20 protein-coding genes and 1 pseudogene are annotated in these 23412 nt (G+C 37.9%); 7 read left to right on the plus strand and 14 right to left on the minus strand.

Annotated elements, in window-relative coordinates; genetic code table 11:
• Positions 1-133: 133 nt before the first annotated feature.
• The 10 genes from IGJ95_RS07555 to IGJ95_RS07600 all read right to left on the minus strand — a co-directional run bounded on the left by IGJ95_RS07555 (position 134) and on the right by IGJ95_RS07600 (position 11781).
• On the minus strand, positions 134-5323 hold the full coding sequence (locus tag IGJ95_RS07555) for a putative mucin/carbohydrate-binding domain-containing protein (RefSeq protein WP_438761666.1): 5190 nt from the start codon (positions 5321-5323) through the stop codon (positions 134-136).
• 479 nt (positions 5324-5802) lie between these two features.
• On the minus strand, positions 5803-6045 hold the full coding sequence (locus IGJ95_RS07560) for a GlsB/YeaQ/YmgE family stress response membrane protein (RefSeq protein ID WP_153829806.1): 243 nt from the start codon (positions 6043-6045) through the stop codon (positions 5803-5805).
• Between the two features lie 85 nt (positions 6046-6130).
• The gene (locus IGJ95_RS07565; RefSeq protein ID WP_010735370.1) at positions 6131-6901 is read right to left on the minus strand and encodes an Asp23/Gls24 family envelope stress response protein; all 771 of its coding nucleotides are present in this window, start codon (positions 6899-6901) and stop codon (positions 6131-6133) included.
• 11 nt (positions 6902-6912) lie between these two features.
• Positions 6913-7101 carry a DUF2273 domain-containing protein gene (locus tag IGJ95_RS07570; protein ID WP_010735369.1) on the minus strand — a complete coding sequence of 63 codons (189 nt, stop codon included), beginning with the start codon at positions 7099-7101 and terminating at the stop codon, positions 6913-6915.
• Between the two features lie 12 nt (positions 7102-7113).
• The gene (amaP, locus tag IGJ95_RS07575) at positions 7114-7677 is read right to left on the minus strand and encodes an alkaline shock response membrane anchor protein AmaP (RefSeq protein WP_153829805.1); all 564 of its coding nucleotides are present in this window, start codon (positions 7675-7677) and stop codon (positions 7114-7116) included.
• 30 nt (positions 7678-7707) lie between these two features.
• Entirely contained in the window at positions 7708-8601 is an 894-nt protein-coding gene (locus IGJ95_RS07580; protein WP_023519734.1) for an SDR family oxidoreductase, read from the minus strand.
• A 64-nt stretch (positions 8602-8665) separates the two neighbouring features.
• Positions 8666-9607 (minus strand): magnesium transporter CorA family protein, encoded by a 942-nt coding sequence (locus tag IGJ95_RS07585; protein WP_023519735.1) that lies wholly within the window; start codon positions 9605-9607, stop codon positions 8666-8668.
• Positions 9608-9633: 26 nt separating this feature from the next.
• The gene (locus IGJ95_RS07590; protein ID WP_023519736.1) at positions 9634-9984 is read right to left on the minus strand and encodes an iron-sulfur cluster biosynthesis family protein; all 351 of its coding nucleotides are present in this window, start codon (positions 9982-9984) and stop codon (positions 9634-9636) included.
• A gap of 44 nt (positions 9985-10028) precedes the next feature.
• A complete protein-coding gene (locus IGJ95_RS07595; RefSeq protein WP_023519737.1) occupies positions 10029-10931 on the minus strand; it encodes a glycosyltransferase family 8 protein in 903 nt (300 codons plus the stop codon).
• On the minus strand, positions 10924-11781 hold the full coding sequence (locus IGJ95_RS07600) for a glycosyltransferase family 8 protein (protein WP_010735363.1): 858 nt from the start codon (positions 11779-11781) through the stop codon (positions 10924-10926). The genes IGJ95_RS07595 and IGJ95_RS07600 overlap by 8 nt, the downstream gene beginning before the upstream one ends.
• Positions 11782-12106: 325 nt before the next feature.
• Here IGJ95_RS07600 and IGJ95_RS07605 point away from each other — a divergent pair, with 325 nt between their 5' ends.
• From IGJ95_RS07605 to IGJ95_RS07620, 4 genes are all read left to right on the plus strand, one after another.
• Complete coding sequence (locus IGJ95_RS07605; protein WP_023519738.1) at positions 12107-12919, plus strand: Cof-type HAD-IIB family hydrolase; 813 nt, start codon at positions 12107-12109, stop codon at positions 12917-12919.
• A gap of 13 nt (positions 12920-12932) precedes the next feature.
• A complete protein-coding gene (locus IGJ95_RS07610; protein WP_023519739.1) occupies positions 12933-13424 on the plus strand; it encodes an isochorismatase family cysteine hydrolase in 492 nt (163 codons plus the stop codon).
• 535 nt (positions 13425-13959) lie between these two features.
• A complete protein-coding gene (locus IGJ95_RS07615; protein ID WP_010735359.1) occupies positions 13960-14193 on the plus strand; it encodes a helix-turn-helix domain-containing protein in 234 nt (77 codons plus the stop codon).
• Between the two features lie 38 nt (positions 14194-14231).
• Positions 14232-14594 (plus strand): TIGR02328 family protein, encoded by a 363-nt coding sequence (locus IGJ95_RS07620; protein ID WP_010735358.1) that lies wholly within the window; start codon positions 14232-14234, stop codon positions 14592-14594.
• A 122-nt stretch (positions 14595-14716) separates the two neighbouring features.
• Here IGJ95_RS07620 and IGJ95_RS07625 read toward each other — a convergent pair whose 3' ends face one another.
• Both IGJ95_RS07625 and IGJ95_RS07630 read right to left on the minus strand, forming a co-directional pair.
• Complete coding sequence (locus IGJ95_RS07625) at positions 14717-14917, minus strand: cold-shock protein (RefSeq protein ID WP_010735357.1); 201 nt, start codon at positions 14915-14917, stop codon at positions 14717-14719.
• Between the two features lie 184 nt (positions 14918-15101).
• Positions 15102-15578, minus strand: a complete 477-nt coding sequence (locus tag IGJ95_RS07630) for a flavodoxin family protein (protein ID WP_010735356.1) — start codon at positions 15576-15578, stop codon at positions 15102-15104.
• 419 nt (positions 15579-15997) lie between these two features.
• Between IGJ95_RS07630 and IGJ95_RS07635 the strand changes: the two genes are divergently transcribed.
• Complete coding sequence (locus IGJ95_RS07635; protein ID WP_096081561.1) at positions 15998-16756, plus strand: hypothetical protein; 759 nt, start codon at positions 15998-16000, stop codon at positions 16754-16756.
• 271 nt (positions 16757-17027) lie between these two features.
• A complete protein-coding gene (locus IGJ95_RS07640; protein ID WP_010735353.1) occupies positions 17028-17177 on the plus strand; it encodes a hypothetical protein in 150 nt (49 codons plus the stop codon).
• Positions 17178-17927: 750 nt separating this feature from the next.
• Here the strand turns inward: IGJ95_RS07640 and IGJ95_RS07645 are convergent.
• Positions 17928-20771, minus strand: a complete 2844-nt coding sequence (locus IGJ95_RS07645; protein WP_153829802.1) for an endo-beta-N-acetylglucosaminidase — start codon at positions 20769-20771, stop codon at positions 17928-17930.
• A gap of 252 nt (positions 20772-21023) precedes the next feature.
• On the opposite strand from IGJ95_RS07645, the pseudogene IGJ95_RS07650 reads away from it, so the two are divergent.
• A pseudogene (locus IGJ95_RS07650) lies at positions 21024-22319 on the plus strand (ISL3 family transposase).
• Between the two features lie 327 nt (positions 22320-22646).
• On the opposite strand, the gene IGJ95_RS07655 reads toward IGJ95_RS07650, so the two are convergent.
• Positions 22647-23402 (minus strand): MerR family transcriptional regulator, encoded by a 756-nt coding sequence (locus IGJ95_RS07655; protein WP_438761670.1) that lies wholly within the window; start codon positions 23400-23402, stop codon positions 22647-22649.
• Positions 23403-23412: the final 10 nt, after the last annotated feature.

The following is a 23412-nucleotide window of genomic DNA, read 5'->3' on the forward strand; positions in this document are numbered from 1 at the left end:
ACAAACAAATAAAAAACACTCAAATTTGGGTTTCCCCTCCTTTGAGTGTTTCCCATATTTAATTTTAGAGGTTTTTTTTCTTCTCTAAAAACTTTTTTTCTACTATGAATAAAAAAGTGGATATAAAATGATTTTATTTATTGGCCTCTTTTTCAGTAGATCGTTTTTTCCAGAGGATGATACCGCCAACCAAGGCAAGTAACATAGTTCCTAGCACAATGAGAAGTGTGTTTTGAGTGGCATTTGTTTGTGGCAAGTTACCTGTTGCTTCAAGATCACTTCCGTCATCTTGTCCACCTTCTCCATTTTCACCGGTCTCACTTCCAGCACCCTCTTCACTAGCACCTGGTGTATCTTCTGCACCTTGTTCAACAACTGAGTATCTTCCTTCAGCACTTGTTGTAAAACCACCATGTGCTTCATTGACTTGGATATCTAAACCAACGATATTGTTACTTCCAAGTGCAGATGTATCGATTTGTGAATCTTCTTGTAACTGAACCGTATAAGAATTGGCTGGAATTTCGCGACCATTTACTTTTACTGTTTCAACCATAGATTTCGGATCGACTCTTTCTGTCCCAATCGCAATAGAAGCTACTCGTGTTCTAACATCTAACTCCCCTGTAGGCTCAAACCCATATTCTGTCACATTATAAACAGCAAACTGTCCTCCATAAGTGAAGTTTCTTTCTTGTTCTTCATGCATCAAGATATTGTTGTTCGCATCTTGGTGGAAGACCTTTACAACATCTCCTTCAACTACTGGAAAGGCACTTCCACTATTGAAACGTGAGATTGCTTGTTGGATCGTTTGCGTTCCGCGAACTTCATATTGATATTTCGATCGTCCATCTTGACCGATGATCTCGATTCCATAATACACATTATTGTCATCCACTTGTGTCACACGATTATTTAAAATCGTGCGATCTGATCCTTGTATTGATTGGATTTCGATTTGACGACCACTTTTCACTAAACCAAATGAACCCACTGTCTCATTTTGGCGATTCTTTAAATGGATCGTGCTGCCCCATTTGACTTCATAAGGGACTTCAATGTCTGTAGCGGTGACACCATCTGCTGTGGATACGCGAACAGTCACTGATTTTTGGCCAGCTGTTTGTGTGTCGAACGCATCGATTTGTTCCACATTATATAACGAACTAGATAATTGGTGTCCATTAAAGCGGACTTCATTGATCAGCTTTGTTGCATCCAATCCACTTGCATCTTCACCTAAAACTAAGCTTTGATTTTGTTTTTCTGCATGGATCATAGTGATTGGTTCAAACTCACCATTTTGGATTCGGTAATGGGCATAATTAGATCCCGCCGTAAAGTTTCTGACCAAGTTATCGCGCATCAATAAGTTACGATTTTCTGTTTCCGCATGATAAACTTTGAATATATCCCCTTCATTAACTTCTAACGGTTGCCCATTATTAAAGCCTTGAATTGCTTGCTTGATCGTCATATGCCCGGTCACTTCATAGCTGTACTTGATATTATCTGGGAACAAGCGACTTTCTGGTTGCTCTGGCTCAGCTAAAATTTCGATTCGATAATACGTATCACGACCAAAAACATTATTCACCGCATTGTTTAAAATCGTTCCCTGTTCCCCTTGTGTCGCATGGATCTTTGATACCTCATCTTGTTTGATGATACTGAATGCACCAACAGTTGCATTTTCTAAGCCTTTCAGTAAGAACGTACTTCCCCACTTCACCTCATAAGGAATCTCCAATTCAACGGAGGCCAAGCCATCGTTCATTGCCATTCTCAAACGAACTTCTCGTTCACCAATGGTTGAAGTATCGAAATCAGATAAACGCTCGATCGTATATGTATTTTCTGCCACAGGTTCTCCATTGATCGTCACGCTATCCAACAATTCACCCAGCTCAAAACTTGTCGTATCTTGTGCTAAAACTAGTTCTTTATTAGCAGTATAAGCATCCATCACTGCCATTGGTTCAAAACCGTAGGCAGTCACTTCATAGTATGCATAAGATGAATTGTACGTGAAATCTCGTTCTTCTTCGTTGACATATAATACTGAGCTTCTTTCTGAGCGTTGCGGATGGTAAATTTTGATCACATCACCAAATTGAACGGTTACCGTACGGTTCGTTCCAAAATTGTCCAAGATTTGTTGTAAAGTTGCTCGTCCTGGCATTTCTTGTGAATAAACTGTTCGATCGCCACGAATGATTTCTATTGAATAGTACAAGGAAGGATTTGAACTTAACTGCTCATTAAGTGGCGAATCAATCCCTGGGAACATCGTTAACTGACGTACTGAATTATTACTTCCTGGTCTTAATGAGAAAGCACCTGCCGCTCCCCCATTCGCTGAACGCATCACAATTGTATTTCCCCACTTGACTTCATAAGGGACAGTGATTTCTTTTGACACTACCCCATCCCTTGTTTCAAATTGGATGCGTAGATTTTTCTTCCCAGCAGTGGATGTATCAAATTCTTCTAATTGAGTCACTGTATATAGACTCGGTGCTAATTCGACCCCATTGACTGTGATATGATCGATCAGATTTTCTCCATTGATACCTGCTGTACTATCACCTAAATTAAACTCTTGTGGTGAAGATTCTGCAGCTACGGCAATAATTGGTTCTAACCCATTATCTGTCACTTCGTAATAGGCATAGTTTGAACCAATTGTGTAATCACGAATTAATTCGTCTTGCATGAGCAAGTTTCGCCCTTGCGAAGCACCTTGTGGATCTGCATGGTAGACCTTGATCACACTCCCTTTTTCAACTGGTAGTGGCTGCCCATTATTGAAGCCATTGATCGCGTCTCTGATCGTGGAATTACCGGCTACTTCGTATGTATAATTCGAGCTAGTTCCTCCCATGATCTCGATTGAATAATAGGTATCACGACCAAAGTGGTTGTTGACTGGTCCCGCGAGATTCGTACCACTTACGCCTTGGGACGCATGCAGTGCAAATCGTCCGTCTTCTTTAAGGAGACTAAACGCACCAACTGTTGCTTCGTTTAGTCCTCTTAAGACAAAAGTATCTCCCCAATTCACACCATAATCTACTTCAATTTCATTAGAGGCCAAACCATCGTTCATATTGATCCTCAAACGCATCTTACGTGTACCAATCGTACTCGTATCAAAATCGATCAATGATTCTACAGTATATTGACTACTATCGATTCTTCGACCATTGATCGTCACATTATCAAGTAAAGAGCCTGGGTCAATTGTTGAGGTATTCTCTCCCAAAACAAAGTTTTTTTGTGCAGCTTCACCTTCCATGACTGCCACTGGTTTGAATCCAGAAGAAGTGACTTCAAAGTATACATATTCTGTATCATAGGTAAAATCATGCTCTTCTTCATTCATCATTAAGACTGAGCTATTGGCTGATCGCTCCGGATGATGGATTCGGATCACATCTCCCAACTGAACATTAAAAATATTATCCGTATTTCCAAATTGATTGATCACTTGTTGCAGAGTCGATCTATTTAAGATATCCTGATGATAGATCACATGATTATTTCGTAAAATTTCGAACGAATAATATCTAGAAAATGGAGCAGTCTGTGGTCCTACAGGTGCATTCATGTCTGTTGGCAAACCACTCGTCATCCTTAATGGAATAGTATTTGAATTCGTATTACTCAATAGTAAAGAGAATGCTCCTGCTGATTGACCGGTGGCAGACTTCATCAAAATGGTATCTTCCCAACGAACATTAATTGTTCCTTCAATTGTGCCTCGAGTTGTTGCATTCACGTCTGGACGTCTTGCTTGAACAGTTAATCTGAATGGTTGTTCTCCCACTAAATTGAAGTTTGGCTCTATTGAGTCATCCATAATCAACTGTAAACTATTTCGATCGACCGGCATTCCTCGGAATGTCACATCCTTGATCAAGTCTCTATATAAATTACCGGAAAATAAGGACTCTGTACTTCCAAGTCTTTGAACACCCGCAGGATTTAATTCTAACTGTAATCCTTCATCTGGAACAATCGTCACATTCACACTTTCTGTTGCTTCTCTGCCATCTTGGGTACGCACTCTTGCATGCCAAATGAAATTCCCTAAATTAGCGGTACTGATAGTATTTACCCATGTGAGTTGATAACTGCCATCATGAGCAATCGTAAATAGCTCTTGCGGCATAGGATTCGGATCATTTTGACGAATCGTCACTTGAGGATTGGTCGCGGAAATCAATGGTTTTATTTCGATTTCAATAGGAAGCGTGACAGCAGGTCTACCGGTTTGATCAGTAACACTCACTTCTATGCGTTGCTTACCTAATTGACTTGTATCAGGTTGTGTTACCCATTCATACCGTACCGTTCCCCTCGTATTGTGAGCATCAACAAAATGTTCTGGGTCAGGAATACTCTGTTGATGTTCCAGAATCAGTGACCCAGATTTTGGATTAAGACGAATACTGCCAATATCAGTTCCAGAAAAATCAATCGTAAAACTAGCTGAGCTACTCTCTAATCGCCAACGCCCATTATTAATTCCTTGCGATTCCCCCCAATAAGAAAATGGGAATCTGCGGATCTCAAATTCTTCTTCTTGAGGCGGTGCTATTCTTAAACGGGTAAAGACAACATTCATTTCCCCGTCTGTTAGATTATTATGTAAGGCGCTTAATGAAGGTGTCACTTGCATTCGCCAGTTCCCACTCTTTGAATCAGCAATCACCGTATACACTGCTCGTTGAGTATGATCATTTCGGCGCAAAGGGCTTAGATCTTCGACGATATATCGTATAAAATCATCATAAGCAAAACCAGGAGTTCGGTAGTACATCGGGGTAACATTTCTTAAAATAATTTTATCACCTATATTTAAGTTATCTTCTGTCAGATCTAGGTTACTTCTGATCCCATCCCTTAAGCGATCCGTCAACATGTCCCCTAATTGCCTATCGCGTAGATTACTTACATCCGGAATCCACGAAGGTACATCTTGTGCGTGGGTGGGATTTAATATTTGGTCTAACGAATCACTCCGTTCTTTTATTTCTTCTTTACTTAGATTCTTTAACTCCTCTTTGCTTAGTTCATTTATTTCCTTCGAGTCAGTTTGCTCTTTCTCTGGTTGTTTCTCTTTTTCAGTTGTTTCTTTTTTTACTTTTTCCTCATTCTTTTTTTCCCTCTCATTAGTAGTCGTTCTTGCCTGTCTACTTTGAATCGGACCTAGTGCATTGAATGCGGTCACTGCTTGAACAACTGAGCCATTGAGATTACCTAAAGTCAAACCTAGGATCAAAGCACTGTTCAACAGTTTTCTTCTTGTTCTCAAATCATTTCCTCCCTTTATCAAACAATCAGAGAAAAACTTTTTCGTCTGGTTCATTCTCTGTTGATAGTCGTTTCTTTTTTCTTAAAAGATGTTCGTAGTAATTCAAATGACTCTTTTATAAAAACGTTATGTATTTTTCGTTTTTTAATCGTCTTTTTACTATTCACTCCTTTTTCAAATCATTTAGAAAAGCATTGAAAATCTTTACTTCTTCAAGTTTATCGGTCATCACCATCTTGCGTAACGTCATTTTTTCCCTTTCAATAAGGAGTAATTGAAAGAAGGATTTTTGTGAGAAAATAATTTTCTAATCAGCTACTTGCAAGAACCCCGAAAGGACAACAAAAAAGAAGGATCTTCACTTCGTTGAACAAGTCAACTTGTAAAGATCCTTCAATCAAATTCCAGATAATTGAATGTTACCGATTATTTCAAAGTAAAAGAATTTTTGCATCTATCGCAAATTTTCTTCTTTATTCTTATAATTTACGTGCAAAGAATGACACGATCAATACTAAAATGATCGCCCCAATCAGTGAAGGTACGATTGCCATGCCGCCAATGACTGGTCCCCAAGTTCCTAATAAGGCTTGCCCGATTGCTGAACCAACAAGTCCTGCAATGACGTTCGCAATGATTCCCATTGAAGAACCCTTATTTGTGATTGCTCCTGCAATTGCTCCGATAACTCCACCTACGATTAATGACCAAATAAAACCCATCTGTATTTCCTCCTATAGTGTCTAGCCGATTTTTTCAATGCGACATCTCATTTTTTAATTAAAAGTATTGACTCACCAAGATATTTTATTGTACTCTTGGCTCGTTATTTTCTTTTACTTTTTCTGTTCCTTTGCTTGCTGCATGTTTTGCTTTATCTGTTTGTTCTGACGCAAATTCTCCAGTTGCTTTTGCAGCATCTGTTACTTTGTCTTGAACAGTGACTTGGTCTTGTTCAAATTCTTCTTTTGATTTGATATCTGTTACATTGACATTCACTTCGATGACATCTAAGTGTGTCATATTCGCTACTTCTTCACTGATGATCTCTTTCATTTGTTTAAAGATATCTTCAATGTCTTTGCCGTATTCAACGACGATCGACATATCAACAGCCACTTGTTTCTTACCTACTTCTGTTTCGATCCCAGCTGTTTCATTGTCAGTATTGACTAATTTTCCAGCTACATTAGAGAAAAATCCTCCGTCTACTGTCAATAGTCCGTCGATACGTTCTAATGCGATCGCAATAATTTTTTGAATGACTTTGTCATCATAAGTTACTTCACCGTTCATCGATTCTTCACTGCCCTTCACTTCATTTTTCTGTTTGTTTGCCTCATGAGTTGGAGTATGCACACCAGGAGTTTTTGCTTCATGATGTGGATGATCGTGGTGTTCTTTTTGATCATGCGCTACTTTTTCTTCTACATGCGGCACCACTGGATCTGGATGTGCAGACACTGGCGCAGTTTTATTTTTTTCATCTTTGATCCCTTGTGCTTGATTCGGTGTTGTTGGATCTGGATGTGCTGATTTCGGTGTATTTCCGTTTTGATTTGAATGATTGTTTTCCATGGTAAAGCCTCCTAAGATTTAAAGTAATGTTCTAAAATTCCGGTTCTTTTTAAATACATGCCGATGGCTACACCAAGCGCAACCATAATCACGATCAGCAATGTTTTAAAAAATCCGACAGCTACTAGTAAAATAGCTAATATCAATCCAAGCGCGCCACAAATAATTGGGAGCTTGTATGTCGAAAAGATCTCGTTCATTTTCTCTCCCCCTTACTGTACTCGTGAGTGTTCGACTCTTTTTGATTGTGGTGAGTCAAAACCGGTATAATTGATCAGGACATTCACTGGTTCATCTGTACCGATGATTTGTTTTACATCACGCTCAATGTCTGTCATCAGTGCTCCTGTTTTACCGATTAATGATGACGTACGTTTCAACTCGCCTTTTACTTTTACGTCAATTTTATTTTTTGTTGCTTTGATCGTTACTTTTGGGGAAGAAACAAACTCTTCTTTCGTCAATCGTGAACGAACCATTCCTTCGATTGCTTTTTTGTCTAATGTTAACTCGCCATCACCTTTTTTTAGTAAGAATGAACGGTAAGTTTTTGGGTAGAATAATAAGACTAGAATCAATATAAGTGTCAACACAGCAAAAGCTGCGGTTACCCAAAAGACATATTGTTGTACGTAAAAGTTAGTTAATGATAAAAAGCGAAATTCTTCTAACTTAAACGGCAATGGATAAACTGAGCTTAGCAACATTGCAAATATTAAAATAGACAGCAGAAGGATCAGTAAGATCGCTCCTATCGTTTTGGCTCCTTTGTTCATTGTCTCGCCCTCCTAGCTTCTTGTCACTGATTATAGATTAATGGCTTCTCCACCAGTGATACCGTAAATCTGTGCTGTGACATAGCTTGCTTTGTTGGATGCAAGAAAGACATAAACAGGCGCTAATTCAGCTGGTTGTCCTGCACGTTCCAACAATGCTTGTTGACCAAACTCAGGTAGATCTTCTTTTGGTTGACCTGCATCTAGTTGTAATGGTGTCCAAATTGGTCCTGGTGCTACGCCGTTGACACGAATTCCTTTTGGTGCTAATTGTTTTGCTAAACCAATGGTGAAGTTTGCAATCGAAGCTTTAGTCGCTGCATAATCTAACAAGTGTTCACTTGGATTGAATGCTTGGACTGAAGTCGTTGTAAGGATTGCTCCTCCTGCTGGAATATGTGGAATTGCTTCCTTCACAAGTGCAAACATTGCGATGATATTTACAGCAAAAGTATCTTTTACTTGTTCCAATGGGATTTCTGCAATTGAAGGGGACGAAATTTGTTGCGCCGCATTAAGAACAAGTGTGTCTAATCCACCAAAAGCATCCACTGTTTTTTGGATGATTTCTTTTGGTGCAGCTTCATCTCGCAAATCATAAGGTAATAGTAATGCTTTACGTCCAGCTTCTTCGATATAATGGGCCACTTGTTGCGCGTCTTCTTCTTCACCTGGGAAAAATTGAATGGCTACATCTGCACCTTCTCGTGCAAAGGCAATAGCCGCGGCACGTCCAATACCAGAGTCTGCACCTGTGATCAAGACACGGCGATTTGCTAATTGCTCTGTGCCTTTATAGCTTTCTTCTCCACAATCAGGTACAGGTTTCATATCCTTTTGCAAAGCCGGAGTTTCTTGATCCTGTTTTGGAAATTCTTCTGTGTGATATAGTTTTCTTGGGTCGATTAAATTTGGTTCTGTCATGTTGATCCTCCTAGTTTTTAGTCATAACTGACGTTATAAATTTGGGCGTTTAAGCCCATATTGGTTATTTCGTGTAATCTTTTCTAAATAAGTGATACCCTAAAGCAGCAGCAGCAACGATTGAGCCCCCTAATACTAAGAGGAAACCAGTTGCTGAATCTTCTCCTGGTAAACCGCCTGTGTTCATTCCCCAAATACCTGCGATCATCGCAGGCACAGAGATGATCAATGCGGTAGAATCCAGATATTTCATCAGATGATTCAAATTGTTGTCCATCATGCCATTGAACAGATCACCGATACTTTCTAACAGATCGCGATAAATCAAAATCATCTTCTCTGTTTGACGTTGTCTCAAACGAACGTCATAAAGCAACTGTTCATCATTGACACGTTCTTTGAATTCAGGAGTCTCCCAGAGGAGGTCCATTGTCTCTTTTTGATCCCGCAACGTATGATCGATGTAAACAATATCTCTTTCTAAATCAGCCTGCTTATACAATTCTTCATTTTCTGTCGTTTTTCGTGCTTCTTGATCTAGCGAATCAATACGCGTTTTCATTTCACGAAGTTCTTTGACAAAATGGGTATAAATATCTAATGCCGCATAAACAATCACTTTTTCGAAAGAATCGATTTTATTACCATGATGTTCAATCAGCCGATCGATAAAATTGGTTTTTTCGTCTCGACAAGTAATCAATAAGTCATTTGATATGACGAAAGATAATGGTGTCAGACGACGTTCGATTTTTTCTTTTTCACTTGAAAGGTTGAGCAGTACTAAGGAAATCGGGTTGTTCAAACTTGTTCCTGATAGATGTTCTAAGCGGGAGACCTCTTCTGGATAAGTCATACCGACAAATATATCTTCAGGGAGTTGATAGGTTCGAGTTACCTGTTCGATTTCCTCAGTATCGCTCGTATCAATAACAAGCCAATTAAAATGTTCTTCATCTGCGGCTATTACTTTCTTATTTTCATCAATCAAGTAATATTCCAGCATGGTGAATCGTCCTTTCTAGTGTGCACTCAGCTAAAGAAACAATTAGTTAGTTTGATGTTATGATCTAGTACAGCAATCTCGTTTTCCAATGAGAAACTATTTAATACATGATCATAATCCATCGTCAAATGTTTGCCTAAATAGCATTGTTCACTTTGTGATGTATAGATTTCTAGCGAAGGATGATTGATTTTTGTGACGTATAGTCCAAACTCAGTAACAAAAGGGATAATTTGAAAAAAGCTACCTTTCGCACACGCTCCTTTGTCTCTAAGGAAAGGATCTTTACTATTGATCAATGCAAGCGCTAATTTTGATTGTTCGCCTGCTTTTTCCTTTAAGATGTCCATCGCATTTCTTGTCAGCGTAATTTCCATATCGATCATCTCCTCTATTAATAGTAAGTTTTTTCTATTATCGATCAATGACTCAATTCAGTATTTCGTTGAACACGAGCGTACAATGGATATTTAGGGAATGATTTAACACAACGAAAAGCGGTCATATTTGCATACTTTTCATAGTATTTTTTACTAGCACCTTTAAACTCTTCACTCCATGGTTTGATATGCCCAGAGTAATGGATGATATAAGGCTTACGACGTGCTTCTTCGTACTCTTCTTCTCCTTGAGCCGTTGGATGTTGTTTTGCTTTCGCCATGATGTAACCTTGTGCATTCCATTTTGGATGCAAAGCAATCCAACGATCGTGTAAGATAGCATTCAAAGCATCTTGGTCATGGAATCGAAGTTTTTCTGGGTTTTCTTCGATGAATTTTAGAACGTTTTTCGTGATGTTTTGTTCTAACCATTTTTCAACATTGATCAGCATCAAGCCGGAGTTAAAGTAACGCATTGAATCTGCTTCAATCTCCATTTTTTCAAGACGTTGGTGGAAACCAGCATCTTCAACTGCTGCCATCACTGCGCCATTAAACTCTAGATCCCATAGTTTACTGATATCATTCAACGCGATCATGTCACAGTCCATATAAAGGATACGTTCGACATTTTTCCCTCTAAATAACTCAGGGATCGCAATACGATAGTATGCTGTTTCAGGGATACGATCACTTGTCACTAAGTTTTTGAAGAATTTTTTGTTGATTTTCAAAAATTCAACATCTGTATTCATTCGTGAATTTTTCACTGAGTAACGTAAAAGATTTTTACTTTCTAATTCAATATCATCATCAATCACGTAGAAACGTACAAACACTTTCGGGTCACTATTTTCTAAAATCGACACAAACAGTGCTGCTAGATGAGGCACAAATTTTGTATTACAACTAGAGACAACTGCTACTTCTTTTCTTCTATTCATTTACCTCGCCTACTTTCATTAATACGCTATGCGCTAGATTTTTTAGATAGATTTGTGTATAAGGATGATCCTCTAATGTATTCCAAGGTTTATCATGCCCTGTGAAATGGACGATTGAAGGAGCTTCATTCCCGCTCTTATATAATTCTTCATATTTCTTATCTGGAGCTGGATGGCGTTCAAAAATCAATGAACATTGCATGTTCCATTTTGGATGAAGTTGTTCCCAATCTCCATATAAGACACCATTCAATGCGTCTTGGTCATGATAGATAATCTGTTCACCATTTTCTTTTAGGAATTGGATCGTTTTATCTGTAATGTCTTTTTCATTCCATTGATCAATATCGATCACCATGACACCTGAGTTAAAATAGTATTCTTCTGAATCGATCCCTAGGCGCTTCAACGCTTTCGTTTGTCCTGGATCAATTACTGCCCCAATTGTTTTACCGTTCAATGATTCGTCATATAATGCAACGATATCATCTAACACTAAAACGTCTGCATCTAGATACAACACTTTTTTATAATTGTATTTTGCTAAGATCTTAGGTAGAGAAATTCTTAAATACGCCGTTGTTGTAATGTGGTCACTGACTAAGAAATCTTCATATACATCTTTCTCCACTGTCAAGAATTGGATGCTTGCATGTTCTGAGTGTTGTGCAACTGTCTGACGCAATCCTTCTTTACTATATTCTGATAGGCCATCATCAATCACATAAAAATATATATGTCTCATCTTATTCGCATTTTCCAGTGCCGTTGCAATCATTACGCTTAGATAAGGAGCATAATTTTCATCTGAAGCAGTCACAACCGGTACAGTCCCATACTTAATCTCCATCAAAATCACTCCTTTTTTTAATCTTTTTCTAACCTTTTCTACATCTACAATATGCCTACTTTTTCATGAAAGCAAAAGATATGCTTTGTTTTTTATGAATATTACCCAAAATTTGCCCTTTTTTATGAAAATGAAAACGAAAACATTAAGATTGTTATGCTTTTTTATACAGCGGTCTTAACCATTTTCTTACTAATATTCTTTTCTCCATTTATGAAAAATCTTTTTTGAAAAAGTTCAAAGAGTTAAAGCATTTTATTTTTATTTTAGAAGTTTCTCATTTAAGCTATTGGTGAAAGAAAAAAGACTAAGGGAGCGTAAAAAGATGAAATTAGCAGCTATTGATCTAGACGGGACCTTGCTTGATTCCCAAGGAGTTGTCCCACAAGAAAATATACGCGCATTAAAAGCTTTCTCCTCTAATGGAGGAATCGTAACGATTGCAACAGGAAGAAATAGTATTTCTGCCAAGGATGTCTTTGCACAATTAGGCGTCAGCGGCTATTTGATTTCTTCTAACGGTGCATTGATTTCCGAAATGAAAGATGGCAAGATCGATTATGTATTAAGACGCTCAAAAATCGAAGTACCTATACTTAAAAAGGCCTTTTATTTAGCAAAAGAAGCAAAAATATCGATCATCGCAAGTCGAGAAACACAAGATGATCAAATCACTTTTGATGAAACTGCTTTAGTAAAAGACGATCCTTATTATCAACACTTCAACTTGCAAAATCATTCCTTTGATGAGATCACAAAACAGTTGGACGATCCTTCCTTAAGCTATTTGAAATTAGCTCTGACGGATAAAAATGAGGAAAAACTACAAAAAATCCAAGCAGAGTTGAAGAAAGAAGGAATTGATTCTGTTTTTTCAGACCCACATTTCCTAGAAATCACTCCTAAAAATATTACAAAGGCCCACTCACTCTTATTTCTAACTGAGTACTTAGGGTTATCTTCAGAAGACGTCATGGCGTTTGGTGATCAAGAAAATGATTTGGCAATGCTTGAATTCAGCGGATTAAGCGTGGCTATGGGCAATGCGCAAGAACATGTGAAGGATTTAGCAGATGAGGTGACAGAAACCAATGATGAAGCCGGTGTCGCAAACTTTTTGAATGATCACTTTTTATAAGGAGAGATGATAGATGTTAGTTGTTATCGATATGCAAAATCATATTTTAGATCCAACTAGTGAATTTTATATCGAAGATGCTGAAGCATTAGTTGAGCGAGTAAACACACGTTTAAACCAAGCACGTGCAGCGAATGAATACGTACTATTCACTCGTGATATCCCTATTGATCGGAAAGATGAGGCAGAAAGTGAAGATCTTAAAATCATTCCCACGCTCTCTCCTCTACCAAATGAGCGGGAAATCAAAAAATACTACTTTACTCTGCCGCCAGAAACATTAACAGAGATCAAGCATTCCCTTTTTGAACGTAAAGAAGAACAAAAAACGATTGAAGTGGTTGGGATCGAAACTAATTTGTGTGTCTTATCCAACACAATCGCTTTACAAAGCGCCTTTCCAGAAGCTGACTTTATCATTGATTCGTCACTAGTCAGCAGCCGTGTTCACGAGCCACAAGCACTTAAACTTCTAAAAGACTTTAATGTCTATGTCAAAGATTAAATGGTCGAAACGAATCTAAAAACATAAAAAAAGGTGGAATGAAAGTTCCACCTTTTTTTATGTTTTTTTCAAATTATACGTCTACAGAAGAATCATGTTTTTTATCGAAATATTTGTTCAGAATCGCATAACATGCTATCTTTTATCTAGTGAATATAAATCTAGTATATTCTCAAATAGAATAACTCAAAATACAATTTATGCACGAATAAAATATAGCTATGGGAGTTTATTTATTATGCTGGAATTGAGCCGACTTGCTTTTATTTTTCCTGTTTTTATATTTGTACCGATTGTCTTTTCGTTTATCAAATGGACGAAAGAACGAAAAAAATCGCTTTAAGTAGTTTGCCTGCGATCTATTTTATGTATAAAATATTAAACTATCAGTTTTTCGAACCCTTCCAGATCTTCACATTTAATTTAGTTGGGTTCATTTTCTCCATACTCTTTGTCATTGGGTATTTATTTTATCTAAACAGAAAAAATAAACGTTAACTCTCATAGATGATTATTTAGAGAAAGGTGAGGTAAAATGACGATTGAAGAAGCGATTTTACTGGATACACTGCATTGCCGTTTAAACTTCCTCAAAGATAAAAAGCATTTAACTACACCACAGGTTGCTGAAAAAGTGAACTTACCGATTGAGACATATAAAAACTATGAAGATGGAAAAAATATACCTAGTATCATCGAATTGATCTTTATCGCAGATTTTTACGACACGACCATCGATTATTTGATTGGTCGAACGGAAGCATCCTAAACACTTAATTCACTGTTTTAGAAAGAAGGAAATATTATATGCGCTTATGGCATCAAAGCCTCTTGCAATCACTTCCGCGCCAACAATTATTAGGACAACATCGCGAATGTTGTGCTCTGAGAGGCAATGGTTGGGGACGAAAACATGCGACTGTCGATTACGTTTTTACACATTCGCCTTACAAATTATTTCAGTATCATTTGTTAGTAATGGAAGAAATGAAGAAACAAAATTGTAAACCTGGTGAGGAATGGTTTGATCCCTTGTATCGTGGAAAAATTTGTGAACCTTATTCTACCCTTTCCCCTATTGAATGGACCTCACCACTTTATCCAGAACATGATCAAATCTACTTAGCCGAATGTGTGGCAAACTTAGAACAGAAAGGGATCATCTTGTAAACAAGCAATAATACATTGCTCTATCAAACCTCTCGATTGCTGATCGAGAGGCTTTTATTGAAATTAGACATAAAAAAAACTGCTCTTTCATAAGAAAGAGCAGTAAGATATCAATCGTTTGATTATGCTTTAACGATGTTGATTGCTTGAGGGCCACGTTGTCCATCTTCAACATCAAAAGTCACAGCTTGACCTTCGTCTAATGTTTTGAAACCGTCACCTTGGATAGCTGAAAAATGAGCGAATACGTCATTTCCATCTTCACCAGTGATAAATCCAAAACCTTTGTCTGCGTTAAACCATTTTACTGTACCGTTATTCATGTATATTTCCTCCTGATACGTATCAACGTACGTTTATAGTGCAATAAATATTTGATAGGCAAAAGGAGTCTTATAATGTTTAACTTATAGCTCAAATTACGTTTCAAAATAGATTACTTTTATACTATAGCATGCCCTTTTAGAAAACACAACTATAAACCCTCGGTACTTTCAATTTCTCTATTCATCTGATTTGTTTGATTTGTTCATTAGATGAAGCAATGTCTTTCTTCTGATAAATCATTCCTAACTTCTGCATCAAAAACCGGTCACTCACATTAGACAGCATTCGTCTAATTCCGCTGATAGCTTCCTCTGGCGCAGATCCTTGAACAAACCAGAAAACCGATTTTTGATACAAAGGAGCATCTGGTGTGTCTAACCCATACTCAAATAGATCCGTCCAGCGATCAATAAATGTTTTTAACAAACCGGTCACATCCCACCAGTAGATGGGCGTACCAATCACCAAGACGTCAGCTTGTTTGATTACTCCCATGACTTTGTCAAATTCATCCTTTTCGGTCATCTGCCCTAACTGATTGATCGAATAATCAACTAAATGCAGGACCGTATAGTCGATATCCTTTAAGATTTTTTCTCCCCATTTAACGGTCATCCCCTCTTTGTTCGGGCTTGCATTAATAAACAAAATGCGCATATTAACTCCTCCTCTACCCAGTTTTTCATCCTGACTCTCTTTTTCATGTAAACTCTTGGTTTATTTTTATATTCGAACGATTATGATATCAAAACGATACTTTTCTTCATCAAATATAACATTTTTTACATTAAAAAAACAAATATTAAAAAAATCATCATCCATTAAAACTCTCTGTTATTATGTTCATCTTAATGATAAAATAAAGTTTGTTTGTTATTATTTCTTTATATAATTATAACGTTGTGCTTTCTTCTACTACTATTCTTTTTTGATTTATCTACACTCTCTAACTGGCTTTCGTCGGTTCGATTCCGACATAGAGAATACGGTCAATCACCGTAAATAAAACCAATCGCTTTTATTAGGGGGAGCTTTGCATGAAAGCGATCTATTTTTCGTAGAAACAGGAGGAAAAAATGAATTTATTGTTGTTATTGTTAGGATTAATCAGTTTGATGCTTGGTCTAGATCTATTTAGTCGATCAAGTAAAAGAAATGGAAAAGCTTGGCAGCGCCATCTCATTTTATTTAGTGCTTTATTCGGTTTACTACTGATCAGTAGCGCTTGCGGATCTGGTACCAATCAAGCGTCAAAAGCAGATACCGCTACTTCGGAAACAACTTCAACATCTAGTGAAGAAAAAGCCCAACGAGAAGCGGCGGAAAAGAAAGAATTAGAAGAGAAAAAGAAAGAAGAAAAATTAGCAGCTGAGAAAAAAGCACAAGAAGAACAAGCGAAACGTGAAGCAGATAAGAAAGCGCAAGAAGAACAAGCGAAACGTGAAGCAGATAAGAAAGCGCAAGAAGAACAAGCGAAACGTGAAGCAGATAAGAAAGCGCAAGAAGAACAAGCAAGACTTGAAGCGGAAAAGAAAGCTCAGGAAGAAAAAGCTCGTCTCGAAGCAGAACAGGCAGCACAAGCACAGGCAGCGGAACAAGCGCGTATCGCTGAAGAAGCTCGTGTAGCTGCTGTACAAGCAGAAGCCCAGCGCGTGGCACAAGAACAAGCAGCCGCAGCTCAAGCGCAACAGGCACAAGCAAATGAAGCACAAGTCTTAGTTACCAGAACTGGAGCAAAGTACCATACGCATAAGTGTGGTAACGGTGACTACTATCCTGCGACAATGAGTGAAGCATTGGCACGCGGATTGACCCCTTGCGAAAAATGTTACTAAAATAATTTATGCAGTATACGAAATGATCGCTCTGATCTCGTATACTGCTTTTTTCTTATCAATTTCATAATCTAGTCTACATCTTCTTATCCCTCCTTTTCACTTATGTAATCCAATTTTTTTGTGTCAATGATCCACTTCAAATAATAATTATTATTATTTAATAAAAATACAGTTGATTCAATTCACCTATCTGTGCTATAATAGTAATGGAATTTCGTTATCAACGTATCGTTGCCTTTCAACAGAACAATAAGAAAGGAGAATGACTATGACATTCTATAACAAAGAATTACAATATCGTGTCACTCTTAATACCGATTTAAATCTTTTCGTTGTATTCGACAAAGAAGATAGCAATCGTGTAGCGACTGGTGTAACGATCGAACAAGCAGTGCAAGAACTAAAAAAATCCGCATAGGAGTGAAAACCTCGAATGGACGATTGCAACTCTAGTTCACAATAAGACACCTACTTGAAAGGTCAAAGTAGGTGTCTTAAATTTTATATGCGTGATGTAACTCCACTCTTATCTTACATATGACGATCGAATGATTCTAGCTTGTTCTTAGGAATATTCTCTTTTTCAATTATTTGATCCTATTTTTTAGCAATTTGAATAAGTACCTGATTTGCACTAATCTTCAACTAATCCTTACAATCTTTTTTACTTTGTGCTAAAATTTCTTTTTCATGATGAAAATATTTTTGTCTTTATAAGCCGTTGACAAGGAGGTTTAGAAGTGAAATCAGCGATAGCTCATTCTTTATGTGACACCAGAAATTGACGCTTCGATGTTTTCAATATGCTATGGAAAAGAATCTAACCGTATGGACTTTACTATTATGTTTGATCATTGGACTAGCTTTATTACTTTTTAATGTGATCAGTTGGACAACATACTTTGTTGTAGTATTAATTATTGCTGGATTGACGTTCTTTGAAAAAAAGCGACGCTCAAACCTTAATAAGTAAAACTCTTTTGATTATATAAAGGCAACGAAAACTGCATTAGAAATGCATGGCTAAAATAAGCCCCACCCCTCAAAAATCATTTTCATGGTTTCGAAAAGGGTGACTCTTATTTATTATGATGTGGATTTTAAACATCTCAATTATATTAAATGATAGAACTGATGGCATGACACGTATACTTTTTTTCCCACTAAGTTAGTGTAATAATTCTGGCAATCCAAATACTTCAAATCCATAGATTCTTGCTGCAGTGTCTGATCCTTGTGTTGGTTTGTCAATACGTAATCGGACATATCGTGCAGATTGTACTGCAAAAGTCTCGACGGAGCTACTCGCCGTATTATTGGTAGTTTTGGCAACTTCTTTATATATCGCTCCATCTTCACTTATTTCGATCGCATATGCTTTTGTATTCATGTCAGGACTTTCTCCACCTGCTTGCGCATGGTCTATGCGAACTTCACTAATGGTTTGAACATTCCCTAAATCAAGTGTCAATTCGTGTGGTGGCATACCCGTTGCACACCATTTAGTCGTCAAGTCGCCATCGATTGCAAAATGAGGGGCTTCCGCTTCGTTGGTATAAGAGGAAGCGGTCGCTTTCGCGTTTCGTGATAACAGCGGTAACTCCATTGGTACTTTATTAGAAATTGTAATCAAACCATTTTTTTCAGCAGGTGTCTCCCCTGCTTGATTGCTTGCCGTTAATTTGACTTTATAAACACCTTCTTTGTGGTAAGTGACAACTGGCGAATGTTCATGACTTGTCGTAATATCCCCACCTTCAAATTCCCAAGTAACCGTTTCAGTGTTTAAGGATGACGTGTTTGTAAAAGTAATCGCTGATCCTGGAGCAGCTAACGTTCTTGAAGCAGTAAAATCAGCTCTCGGCACTTTATTATCCGGCCAATCAAAAGAAACGGCCTCTGAATGTTCACCTTGATTACCCAGCGCATCAACAGGCACGACAATCAATTTGGTTTGCGCGGTGTCTAAGGTTCGTTCAAGGGCATTGATATAATGATTCGTAGCTGGTGTTGCTCCTAAGAAAGATTTTGAGTTATCAGGATTTAACCGGTAGATCTCATAGTAGCATGCTTGACTCTCCGTCTCATCCCAAGCCAGTCGTATGCCAGCGTATCGCCCTTCCTCTTCATCAAATGCAACATCTTCAAGCCTCAGTCCCGAAACTTTTGTGGTTGGAAGTTCCTTTCCATCTGTCAGTGCTAATTGACCCAAGTGTAGCGCGTAATCGGACTGAGTCTCTGAAGAAGCAAGCTGATAAGAGAGTGTGTTGATTTTTTCTCCTGCTAACCGACTGACATCATAGCTGACAGTCGTCCAATCCCGACCGATTGGCTCACTTGCCGAGATGATTTCTTTTCGTCCGTCAGCCATTTCTAAAACTAAGTCAAGTTGGCTCGTGCTCGTTGCTTTTGCCGTTGTTGTGATAGAAGTTTTATCGGAAATGATTCCATCCATTCGATACAGTTTGATTGTGCTTGTTGCCTCGTTCACCATACTCCCTTTAAGAAGCAAAGAATTTCCGCCACGAAACGCCTCATCGTAATCCATCTCAACGGCTAATTGATTTTCTCCTTGATGATCAAAGATCCAACGATACGTTGGCATCACGTCTTGCATACTGCGATTATTCCACTCTAGATCAGATACTTTTTTTCCATTGATAAAGTATCCATACCCATTCCCCATACTAAAATTCGTCACAAAAGGCATGCTGGTAATAGCGCTCTGCTCTACTGCATACGTAGAGATCCCAGGCCATTCTTTTTCTACCGGTGCCTTCCCTTTCGTTGGATCACCTTGTTCATTTACCCAAAAACGCAATTCACGACGTTGAAAATCAGCAGGATCACTAGCTGATGAGTATGTCCAACTTGGCACATATAGACCTAACGAAGTATACGGAGTGCCCGTTTCATCTGTGAACAACCGCCAATTCACTGGTGTATCATAGCCATTTTGTTGGACATCGATGCCCGCATATAATTGATAAGGATCAATGCCTAATTCATTTGCTTTCTTTTTAGAAGCTTTCAATAGCTCTTGACTAGCTAAACGATCGGTGTTCCACCAGAAATTCAAAAACATGCTATCTGCTAAAGGATTCATCTCCGCATCGACTAAAAAAGCTTGGTTTTTATCCGTCAGTGCATTTTGCCAATCCATCTTCCCTTCCGAAGTCATTGAATCATACCACATGATTTCTAATGCTGCTTCTTTTTGCTTGAATTGTTTGATGAATTCTTGCATCAAATCCGCATGTTTTTTACTCAATCCTTCTGTCGTATTCGCCCCTTCTACCTTTTTATGATTGTTTGCATCGTCGAAACTTGTGACTAATGTGTCCGTTTCCTGATTGATAAACCAGCCATCAAACCCATATCGAGTAGCTACTTCGATCAATTGATCGACTAAAGGAAAAGTACCATCCTCATCTTTTTGCAAGAATGTATCCAACCATTCGATTTTACCGCCATGAGCAGACTGCGGAAAGAAAACTGTCCCTAATACTGGCACGCCATTTTTATGGGCTGCATCAATGACATCAGGACTTGGCGGTACAATGATCCCTTCACCAGACGAACCACCCCAATACACAAGTTGATCGATATATTGCCAATTGGAAAATACATTGGCATCAAAAGTATTGATACCTCTAGGCGCATTCCCACTTGTACTGCTATTCATGATCGACAAAGCAACAACTTTCATTTCTGGTGTCTGCGTGTCATTTGAAGTTGCCAGTGCGTTTTTATCGATCCGTTTTGCCAAAGGTACTTGGCTAACATTATAAGGTGCATCTGGATCTTTAGAAAATTCCCATTCTAGCAAGTCTTTAGGAAACCAGTAAGACGATTCTGGCTGATTATCCATTCCTCGTTGGTAAGTTGCTGCTTCTGTTTCTTTGTAATCAAACGTTTTAGTCTCTGCGTGATACGTTGTCCCACTACCAATTGCACTTGCTATTACTACTGCACAAAAGAGTCCGACCGCCATTTTTTTCTTATCCTTCATCTCCGCTCCTCCTAAATTTAATTGATTCACAAAAATGATAACGCTTTCTTTGTTTTAGGTATATGAACAAATCATAGAACTTTCACAACAAATTATAGGTAACATGAACAAAAAAAAGCTCTATAATTTATGGGACTGATGAATCAGAATTGATTCTTCAGTCCCATTTTCATTTTAGGTATTAAAAAACATATCGTTCTCTAGTATGATTAAATCACCACAAAATAAACAACTGAGAGGACGATATGCTATATGAATGATTCTATCAAAAAAATGCTGAGAATAATAGAGAAAGATTTGATGATTACAGAGGTCTCTTACGAGACCCTTCAGAAGAAAAAGACGTAGGTCGTCGATGCTGTTCTCTCGCCTACTCCTCGTGCTTGTAGAAGTTGTGGTTCTACTGTGGTAGATGGAAACGGGAAAGCAATTATAGTGAAAAATGGAAAAAAAGAAACGATTGTCCGTTTTGAACAATACAATCATATGCCTTTGGTTATGCGCCTAAAAAAGCAGCGCTATACCTGTAAAAACTGCCGAACCCATTGGACTGCTCAAAGTTATTTTGTCCAATCCAGACATTCAATCGCAAATCATGTTAGATATAAAATTGCTTCTTTACTGACTGAAAAAGTATCTTTATCTTTTATTGCGAAAAGCTGTCAGGTATCTTTGACCACTGTTATTCGTACATTGAAAGAGTTTAAAAGCTATTTACCAAAGCAATCTAAGAAGATTCTCCCAAGAGTATTGATGGTTGATGAATTTCGTTCGCATGCTTCCATAGAAGATAAAATGAGCTTTATTTGCGCAGATGGCGAAACAGGAAAATTAATAGATGTTTTGCCTACGCGTAAATTACCTCGATTAACAAGCTATTTCTTAAAGTGTACCAATCCAGAAGAAGTAGAATTCTTGGTGACAGACATGAACGCCGCCTACTTCCAGCTCACCAAACGTGTTCTGCCAAATGCGAAAATAGTGATTGATCGGTTTCATATTGTCAAACACATGAATCAAGCGTTCAATGAGTTGCGTATCCGTGAAATGAATGAACTTCGTAAAGCAGGACAGAAAAGCCAGGCAGAAAAACTGAAAAAGAACTGGCGCTTTTTGCTAAAAAATCGTGCAAACATCAACCATTATGAATACAAAACATGGAAAAGTTTCCGAGCACCAAAATACCCATTTCTTTCTGAAGCAATGATGATTGATCGATTGCTTGAGTTTTCTACGCCCCTAAAAGAGGCGTATCCCTTTTTTCATGAATTAGTTGAAGCCTTTCGAGACAAAGACCCTGACTTATTTTTCTCCTTATTAGCAGAACTTCCCGAAACGTTGGATGACAGCTTTCGGGAAAAGCTTCAAAACCTTCTGACCTATGAAAAAGGCATCACCAACGCAATGATCTATCCTTATTCCAATGGAAAAATAGAAGCGAAGAATACCCACATAAAGACAATGAAACGAGTATCCTACGGATTTAAATCATTCGAGAACATGAGAATTAGAATCTTTTTGATCAATCAATTAATCAAAGTAAGATAACAAAAAATCTGAGCCAGAATGAGGTTCATTCTGACCCAGATTTGATTTTGCACAACTCATCAGTCCTTATTGACAAAGAGCCCAAAAAAACTGATTTTGATCGTCGATCGAAATCAGTTTTTTTATTGTTGATTCGCTATTATGCCCTTTTATGATAGATTTTATTTGAAACCCTCATGAAACCAATCAACTATAATAAAACTTGGATTGTCTGTCAGCATGATTAGTTACTTCAACATTTTGACTTTTCGTCGTTTGTTCAGTGATGACGGATTTTTCAATCATTCATTCCCTCGCTGAAAACTCGAATCTCATAAACGATTTCTTCTAATGTTCCAGTGGAAGCTTCTGCTTCGATCGCAAGAACAGTCGACTTTTTTTAAATATTTCTGGAAACAACTCTGGAAGGCGCTCACCGTAACTTTTAGGACTAAATCGGCATGCGTATTCTCCACTAGGTAAAATCTTGATATTGTTACCGACATTTTTTGTAGGCTTGATTTCTATATACATATACTGGTGCACGTTTTTATCAATAAATTCATAGAGAATACCAAAATCATATAAAGGCTCATACCCTGCTTCCATCGAGCGATCAAACAAATTGGCTGCTTCTGTATAAAGTGTCTTTTTGTTATCAGTCTGTTGATAAGGAAAAACATATAAGTACTTTTCTGACAATTGCCGAATATGTTGCTTTTTAGAATGTCGATATGTTTTTAACAAATTAATTTCTTCTTTTACCTCTTGCATTCCTTTTAAATTTTGTTGGAGCGAATCGATTTTTTGTTTCATTAATTCTTCGCTATATGATAAAAAAGATAGGTAATCGATGGAATTATTCGGATCACTGAAGCGATGTAATTCCTTTAAAGGCAACCCAATCTCTACACATGCTTGAATCAGCTCGACCGCACTCACTTGCGCTAAGGAATAATAGCGATAGCCAGAATCTGGATTGATGTATACCGGCAATAATACCCCGACTTGTTCATAATATCTTAACGATTTAATATTGACACCGGTTATTTTCGCCAATTCTCCGATACTCAACAATTCACTTCTTTTGTCCGTTTCTCTCATTACAATTCTC

Source organism: Enterococcus sp. AZ156, assembly GCF_051714165.1.
Lineage (GTDB): Bacteria > Bacillota > Bacilli > Lactobacillales > Enterococcaceae > Enterococcus_B > Enterococcus_B pernyi.